We start from the raw sequence: 7,303 nt of genomic DNA on the forward strand, positions 1-7,303 counted from the left end.
GTCGCCGTACTTCCCATCGTCAGCTCATTGCAAGAAAAGTGCACTTCAGGAAAACTAGTGCGCTCTAGATCTCGGTCCCTTCGGTAGGAATGGATTGGCACACCCATGGTACTAGGCGGCGCAGTCGTTGACATAGTCTAGACACGGTCGCAAATTCCAAATCCCTAGAATCTCCGGAGGCTTATCAAAGGCAATGGAACTTCGTTCCCCCAAAATCGGTCGATTGAACCAAGGCGTAATTTTCACATGCGCCAAAGCAGAACGTTACGACGGGCGTCAAGTTTTCGGCTTGATAATCACCGCGCGCTGCGACCTTGCCCAAGAGAAATTCCCTATGTTGAACTATGTCCCGGTTGTCTCTTTGGACGATTGGCTTGTTACTGATGGTTTAGATTTAATGCTTTCTCGTGCATCAGCCGATACGACCGGAAAATTGAAAGGAGCACTTAAAACGGCCGGAATTGCAGAGAGTCTTTTGAACTCTCAATCTCCACGGCAGATATTTGATAGCTTTTTTTTGGATGATTACTCCAAGGGGAAAAAGCCAGCGAAGCAATTCTTTGACATCGTCGAAGTTTGTGAATTTTTAGCCTCCTTCCAAAGAAATATCTCTCTTTGTATCGATAACCTCTACAAGCAATTTGACGCGCAAAAAAAGCGCTTGCTGGAAGAATTAATCCGCCACAATCTGAGTGGTCATTATTTTTTGTCACGAGTGTTCGATGGTGAAGAGCCGCGCGGATATGTAGCGCTTATGCGGGAAGTCACTTTTATTCCTCGCAGCTTAGCCATGACTATAGCTCGGGGTGCTGATGCCCGCACCTTAGACGCGCAAGGTCCATTGTCTTGGCCGTCTTATATTTCGTTTCAAGTTGACGATTTCTCTATGCCAATTAGTGAAATCGCCTCGCCTGATATCGAGCATATTCTGCAAACTTTTTCTCTGATGTTCGGTCGGATCGGCGTGACCGATGCCGATCGGGACTACATAAACGCGGTGTGTTCGCGCATTCCAGATTCCCAAAGGGTAGTTGGATGAAATACATAATGTTCGACTCCGGGGCGATTGATGAGATCGTCGCAAGCCGATTTCTTCAGTCTTCAGAATTTGAGCAGGGAAAAGAATTTCTGAACGTTCTCGCCGGTCGAGATAGCCAGTTTGCCATTTCGGCGAACATCAAAGTGATCCGCAGTGCGGACGGGTTGGCAATAGTCTCTCCCGATATTTCTCGAGACGCGAGATTCCTTGTAGTTGATGCAGAGTCCGCAGATTTCTTCAAGCAATTAAATGATTTCGAGGCTCTGTTTGCGGTGCAGAAGTTGCTTCGTCTTGCAAAAAAACTCTGGCAGGGTCTGAGCCTAACATTTTCTGAAAAGATAATATCCGGCAGTAGCAAGGTCGTATTGTTTCCTTTTCAGTATAAGCCCACTCCTTTCCGGGTTGTTATCGAGCGGGAACCGATGGCTGAACGCTTAGCTAAGCGCGGTGGTGCGGGGAAATTCCTGCTGGCATACAAAGCGGGGTACGAAGCCGGGGATGCTGTCCGGGAAGTGGCCGAACTCACCAATTTCCGCAAGGCCTATGACGACCTTCCGTCGATAAAGGAAGAGTCACGGGTGTTAGCAGGAGCCGCTGTTCCCAACGGGCCTAAGGTCGACCAACTTCAGGTGTCTGATTTGGGAGAGGCCAATGGGGATGCGACGACATCCATATTTCGCAGTTATGGAGATTGGCAGCCCCTTTTAACAGTTCAACAGCGCGCTTTCGTGGAGGCCCCCATCATCGGTGCCCACCGAATTGAAGGGGCCGCAGGCACCGGCAAGACGCTTTGCCTGATGTTAAAGGCAATCCACGCCCTTGCACGAGCTGAAAGCGCCCAAGAGCCAAATCATATCGTATTTGTCACTCACAGCGATGCTACGCGAAGTTCGGTGAAGGAGTTTCTATCGGTCATCGATCCGTTTAACTTTGCAGAGCGGGATCGGTCGTCCTCAAATCATTCGCTGAAGGTTTGTACCCTAAGCGACCTGTGCGCAGAACAGTTGCGGCAGCACATTAGCGAATCTGAGTTTATCGACCGAGACGCGATGGAGTCGAAAGAGCTTCAGCTTCTCTACGTCTCGGAAGCCTTCGAGGAAGCCAGAACCATTGATCTCCCTTCACATCAGCGCTTCCTGTCGCCGGAACTGACGACGTTCTTAAGAGATGAAGACAACTGGAAAATCGCCGAGATGCTCCAGCACGAAATTAGTGTTATTATCAAAGGTCGCGCCTCGGAGGACCTCGACAAATATAAGAAATCCTGCCGCTTAAGTATGGAATACCGGTCTCAACAGAAGCAGACAAGGGATTTATATTTACAGTTTTTAAGAAGTATCAGGCCAGACTGGGTGATGCTGGGCAGTTCGATACTGATGACGTCGTCTTAACTGCGATTGGACAGCTAGATACACCTATTTGGCGCAGGAGGCGGGTACGCGATGGCTACGATTCGATATTCGTAGACGAAACCCACCTATTTAACATTAATGAGTTGCATCTATTCCACTATTTTACCAAGACTGAGGGACCTTATCCAATTATATATTCGGTAGACCGCTCTCAGGCGGTTGGCGATCGAGGATGGACCACGACTGAGATTGGTACGGCCATAACCCAGTCTAAGGAGAATCGAACGGAGGAACGCAATCAATTCAAGACGATTTTTCGATCTTCAACTCAGATCGTCAATTTGTCTTTTTCTATTGTTGCCTCGGGGGCGATGCTTTTCACGAATTTTGATAATCCGGTTGAGGCCGCTGGTTCCGCGTTTACAGACGTCGATGAAAAGCTAGCTGCCATTCCGCGGTATTTCAACGTGGCTAATGACGAGGCTCTCATTGAGGCGGCTTTCGCCCGCACCGAGATTCTCCAGAGTGATTTGAGTTGTCGGCGGAGTGACATACTGATTGTGTCACTCGACGAAAAGATTGTGGAGAGTTTAGCGGCGTTCGCCGAGAAACGGAACAAACCCTACAGTATCCTCAAACGCCGCGGGGATTTGCGCGCGGTAGAGGCTGCCAATCGATCCGGTCAGGTGGTAATAGGCCATGCCGACTATGTGGGAGGACTGGAGTTTTATGCTGTGGTGGCAGTGGGCATCGACGGGGGCCGTGTTCCACCGACTTCCAAAGACGAAAGTGAAAGCAGTAAAAATTTCTTGTCCTATGCTGCCCACAACCGCCTCTATGTGGCCGTCAGCCGCGCCAAGTACCGAGTGGAGATTATCGGTGAGAAGGCTCGTGGTCCCAGTAAGCTAATTGTGCCCGCTATTCATGCCGGACTTCTTGAGGTAGCCGACGCATAGCAGCTTACAGTAAGATCAGGATATGCCCTGAGGTGACGTAACACCTAGCTGCAAAGCCTGTGTAACATCTGGGTTGACATCGACTATTTGTGACAGTCTACCCTCGGGCCTAAACCTTGAGGTGACACCCATGAGCCGAATTGGCTACGCCCGCGTCAGCACCCCGACCAGGACCTCGAAACGCACACCGCCAAGTTGACGGCCGAAGGCTGCGGCATCATTCGGTCGGAAAAGGTCTCCGGTGCCAGCCGTGACGGGCGAGCCGAACTTGCCACTATCATCGACTTTCTCCGACCCGGCGACGAGCTGGTCGTCGCCCGGCTCGACCGGCTTGGCCGCGACACCCGCGACGCTAATTGCGATTGCAGTTAAGCTTGATGCCAAAGCGCTCAGCGTGACAAAGAGTGACATCGATGCTGCGCTCAGTGCTGGCGCGTCTGATCAAGATGTCCAGCTGTCTGTGCTGATAGCTTCGGCTTTCTCGATGTATAACCGGATGGAGATGGCTTTAGAGCTTTGACGCCAGACGACCCACAAGAGTACGTTTATGATTCTAGACAGATTGCAGACTGGGGATATTCGGATCCGACAGTCCAGGCTATACCTAATGTAGGACGATGCGCGAGGTGCGCGTCGCATTAGAGGCCTGTCAGCAATTTCTTAAGTAGAGCATTAAGAGTTTCCTGCTCCGCCGGCGTCAGCACGGAGATTAATTGCTCTTCGAGCGCCACCATTGGACCGATCAAATCGTCTATCGCGCGCTTGCCGCCGGTCGTCAGCGCAATTTGCTTGCCACGCCGGTCGTTGGGATCGGGGCGTCGTTCAACCAGCCCGGCGCGCTCCAGCCGGTCCAGGCGGCTGGTCATGCCGCCCGAGGAGATCATTGCCGATTCGTAGAGCTGAGTAGGTGAAAGCATATAGGGTTCACCGGCGCGCCTGAGCGGCGTGAGCACATCGAACTCACCAACATTCAGGCCTGCTTCTTTGAGCAACGGGTTCATGTGATCGCGGATGACCCGCGCGGCGGCATCAAGCAGACGACCTGCCGTTTCAACAGGTAACGACGGAAGATCGGGGCGCTCGCGGGCCCATTGCTTAGCTGCGGCCTCGGCGCGATCCATGGCAAATATTCCCTCGCCAAAATGTATCTTGCAATCAAGATACATTGCATCTACTAACATTGCAGCAAGACAATAGCGCAGCGCGCAGCCCTGGAGAAAGCGAAATCGATGCCCAAAATGATTTTCGTGAACCTGCCTGTCCGTGACCTGTCGGCGTCGACGGCGTTCTACGTGGCGCTAGGCGGCACCGTGAACCCGCAGTTTTCGGGCGAGAAATCCACCTCGCTCATGTTCTCGGACACGATCGGGGTGATGCTGCTGACCCATGACCACTACCGCGAATTCACCACACGCCCAATCGGCGACGCACGGCGCGACAGCCAGGCAATGATCGCCCTCACGGTGGATAACCGCGATGCCGTCGATGCAACACTGACCAGCGCGGTCGCGGCGGGCGGTCGCGCCGATCCCAACCCAGCACAGGATCTTGGCTTCATGTATAACCGCCACATTGAAGACCCGGATGGCTACGTCTGGGAAATCGTATGGATGAACCCGACGGCGAACACCTGAACGTAGGGTGTGCGCGCATCGGTAGTAGCGGGTGTGAGCCTGGAGTCATGACGAGCAATTCGGGGCCGGCCCAGTGCCGGTTTCGCGTCAGCTGCCCCCGTCAGGCCGTCTTGACGTATTTCCGCCAGCTGTGCTCCGGCCGGAAGCCGAGCATGTCCCGCGCCTTGCGGTTGGAGAGCAGCGTCTCGTATTCACCAAGTTCACCCTGGACCGGCACGTCGGGATAAAACCGCTTCAGGAGTTCGGCTGTCGGAAGATCGGACGAGGTGTCGTCGTTGGCGGCGTTGAACACTTGGTAGCCGAGCCCGTCCTTTTCGATGGCGCGCAGCGTGATCTGGCCGAGGTCGCGCGCGTCGATATAGCTCCAGGCGATGCGCTTGCGGAAACCTGGATCGGCGAACCATTTCGGAAACAGCGAATATTCATGCGGCTCGATGACGTTGCCGATGCGCAAGGCGTAGATGTCGAAGCCGCTGCGCAGCGCAAAGGCGCGCGCCGTCTTCTCGTTGACGACCTTGGACAGCGCGTAGCTGTCCATCGGGTCGACGTCGTACGGCTCGTCGAGCGGAAAATGCGTCGGGTTGCGCGGTTCGTTGGCGAAGACCAGGCCGTAGGTCGTTTCGCTGGAGGCGATCACCACCTTGCGGATGCCAAGCTTCACCGCGGCCTCGATGACGTTATAGGTGCCGAGCGCGTTGATGCGGAACACCTCATTGTCGGGCGTGATCATGATGCGCGGGATCGCCGCGAAATGCACCACGGCATCCACCGGCTGCGTACGCAGCGACGGGTCGAATTCATGCAGGCCGATATAGCTCGACAGCGCATTGAACACCTGCCCGCTGTCGGTGATGTCGGTGATCAGCGTGCGCACCTTGGGATTGTCGAGCGGCTTGGTGTCGATGTTGAGCACCTGGCAGCCCTGCTCGACCAGATACTGCACGACGTGGCGCCCGGCCTTGCCGCTGCCGCCGGTGAACATGATCCGCTTCGTCATTTTGCTCTCCCTAAGATTCATGTGTATTGTCAGACAATACCGAACTCTGCAATCGCCTGCCATGGCATGCGGCAAAAACCCGCTTCAACAATTCGCCGGCAATGTGCAGCGCCGTCATCCATCACTGCAAATAGGACGAAACGACATGAACACGACCGCCGCGAGCGAAAAGATCGGCTTCATCGGGCTTGGCCTGATGGGGCATGGGATCGCGAAGAACATCGTCGACAAGGGTTATCCGCTGACGTTTCTCGGCCGCAAGAACCGCAAGCCGGCGGAAGACCTGCTCGGCCGCGGCGCCAGGGAAGCGGCAACCTCGCGCGACGTCGCGGCGGCATCCGATATCGTCTTCATCTGCGTCACCGGCTCGCGCGAGGTCGAAGCCATCATTCGCGGCCCAGGCGGTCTCAAGGAAGGCCTGAAGCCGGGATCGGTTGTCGTCGATTGCTCGACCTCTGATCCCGTTTCGACGGTGGCGCTGCCCGCCGAGCTCAAGGGGCTCGGCGTCGATTATGTCGATGCCCCGCTCAGCCGCACCCCGAAGGAGGCTTGGGAAGGCACGCTCGACGCCATGGTCGGCGCGCCCGATGCGGTCTTTGCCCGGCTGAAGCCGGTGCTCGAAACCTGGGCCGGGCGCATCGTCCATATCGGCGATACCGGCGACGGCCATCGCATGAAGCTGCTCAACAATTTCATCTCGCTCGGCTACGCCGCGATCTATTCCGAGGCGCTGGCGCTGGCGCAGAAGGTTGGCATCTCGCCGCCGCGCTTCGACAGCGTCATCCGCAACGGCCGCATGGATTGCGGCTTCTACCAGACCTTCATGCGCTGGACGCTGGAAGGCGACCGCGACGCGCACAAATTCACCATCGCCAACGCCTTCAAGGATCTCACCTATCTCGAATCGATGGCGGGTGCTGCCGGCATCGCCAACCCGCTCGGCAACGCCACCAAGAACGCCTTCGCCGGCGCCTTCGCCACCGGCCCCGCCGATCAGTACGTGCCGATGCTGGCGACGCACATCGGCAAGGTCAACGGCGTCGACCTGATGCCGACCAGGGATGGCAAAAAGCAGGCGATCTGAGAACGTTGGGGTTAACGCCTGGGAGTGTCGCAACTGCAAACGTTCGCTGCCGACCAGCTACATCCGCCAATCTCCGACGCTGGCGATTAGCATATGACACCACACCTTCGTCATCCCAGGGCGGAGCAGGAGCGAAGCGACGTCGCGCAGACCCTGGGATCCATATGTGGACGGCGCCCTGCCTGCAACGGTTGTTTTGCGTCGTTTTCGATCGCTTGCGTCCATATGTCCGGCCTTTGAG

7 protein-coding genes and 1 pseudogene are annotated in these 7,303 nt (G+C 55.6%); 6 read left to right on the plus strand and 2 right to left on the minus strand.

Annotated elements, in window-relative coordinates:
- The first annotated feature begins 193 nt into the window (after positions 1–193).
- The 4 genes and pseudogenes from NKH60_RS21900 to NKH60_RS21915 all read left to right on the plus strand — a co-directional run.
- On the plus strand, positions 194–1,039 hold the full coding sequence (locus NKH60_RS21900; protein WP_352873287.1) for a hypothetical protein: 846 nt from the start codon (positions 194–196) through the stop codon (positions 1,037–1,039).
- Positions 1,036–2,430, plus strand: a complete 1,395-nt coding sequence (locus NKH60_RS21905; RefSeq protein ID WP_352873289.1) for a UvrD-helicase domain-containing protein — start codon at positions 1,036–1,038, stop codon at positions 2,428–2,430. The genes NKH60_RS21900 and NKH60_RS21905 overlap by 4 nt, the downstream gene beginning before the upstream one ends.
- 302 nt (positions 2,431–2,732) lie before the next feature.
- Positions 2,733–3,347 (plus strand): hypothetical protein, encoded by a 615-nt coding sequence (locus tag NKH60_RS21910; protein ID WP_352873291.1) that lies wholly within the window; start codon positions 2,733–2,735, stop codon positions 3,345–3,347.
- 130 nt (positions 3,348–3,477) lie between these two features.
- Positions 3,478–3,698: pseudogene (locus NKH60_RS21915) on the plus strand (recombinase family protein); the annotation flags it as partial.
- 287 nt (positions 3,699–3,985) lie between these two features.
- Here NKH60_RS21915 and NKH60_RS21920 read toward each other — a convergent pair.
- Positions 3,986–4,468: a MarR family winged helix-turn-helix transcriptional regulator gene (locus NKH60_RS21920; RefSeq protein WP_352836358.1), complete on the minus strand. Its 483-nt coding sequence runs from the start codon at positions 4,466–4,468 to the stop codon at positions 3,986–3,988.
- Between the two features lie 108 nt (positions 4,469–4,576).
- Here NKH60_RS21920 and NKH60_RS21925 point away from each other — a divergent pair, with 108 nt between their 5' ends.
- The gene (locus NKH60_RS21925; RefSeq protein ID WP_352836355.1) at positions 4,577–4,981 is read left to right on the plus strand and encodes a VOC family protein; all 405 of its coding nucleotides are present in this window, start codon (positions 4,577–4,579) and stop codon (positions 4,979–4,981) included.
- Positions 4,982–5,081: 100 nt separating this feature from the next.
- Here the strand turns inward: NKH60_RS21925 and NKH60_RS21930 are convergent, their stop codons facing one another.
- Positions 5,082–5,978: an NAD-dependent epimerase/dehydratase family protein gene (locus tag NKH60_RS21930; RefSeq protein ID WP_352836353.1), complete on the minus strand. Its 897-nt coding sequence runs from the start codon at positions 5,976–5,978 to the stop codon at positions 5,082–5,084.
- Positions 5,979–6,123: 145 nt separating this feature from the next.
- On the opposite strand from NKH60_RS21930, the gene NKH60_RS21935 reads away from it, so the two are divergent.
- The gene (locus NKH60_RS21935; RefSeq protein WP_352873294.1) at positions 6,124–7,062 is read left to right on the plus strand and encodes an NAD(P)-dependent oxidoreductase; all 939 of its coding nucleotides are present in this window, start codon (positions 6,124–6,126) and stop codon (positions 7,060–7,062) included.
- Positions 7,063–7,303: the final 241 nt, after the last annotated feature.

This window comes from Mesorhizobium sp. M1006 (assembly GCF_040318825.1).
In the GTDB taxonomy this organism is placed as follows: domain Bacteria; phylum Pseudomonadota; class Alphaproteobacteria; order Rhizobiales; family Rhizobiaceae; genus Mesorhizobium.

Coding starts and splice junctions, on each gene's coding strand:
- NKH60_RS21900 (WP_352873287.1), top strand. CDS start 194: ATGGAACTTCGTTCCCCCAAAATCGGTCGATTGAACCAAGGCGTAATT.
- NKH60_RS21935 (WP_352873294.1), top strand. CDS start 6,124: ATGAACACGACCGCCGCGAGCGAAAAGATCGGCTTCATCGGGCTTGGC.
- NKH60_RS21925 (WP_352836355.1), top strand. CDS start 4,577: ATGCCCAAAATGATTTTCGTGAACCTGCCTGTCCGTGACCTGTCGGCG.
- NKH60_RS21905 (WP_352873289.1), top strand. CDS start 1,036: ATGAAATACATAATGTTCGACTCCGGGGCGATTGATGAGATCGTCGCA.
- NKH60_RS21920 (WP_352836358.1), bottom strand. CDS start 4,468: ATGGATCGCGCCGAGGCCGCAGCTAAGCAATGGGCCCGCGAGCGCCCC.
- NKH60_RS21930 (WP_352836353.1), bottom strand. CDS start 5,978: ATGACGAAGCGGATCATGTTCACCGGCGGCAGCGGCAAGGCCGGGCGC.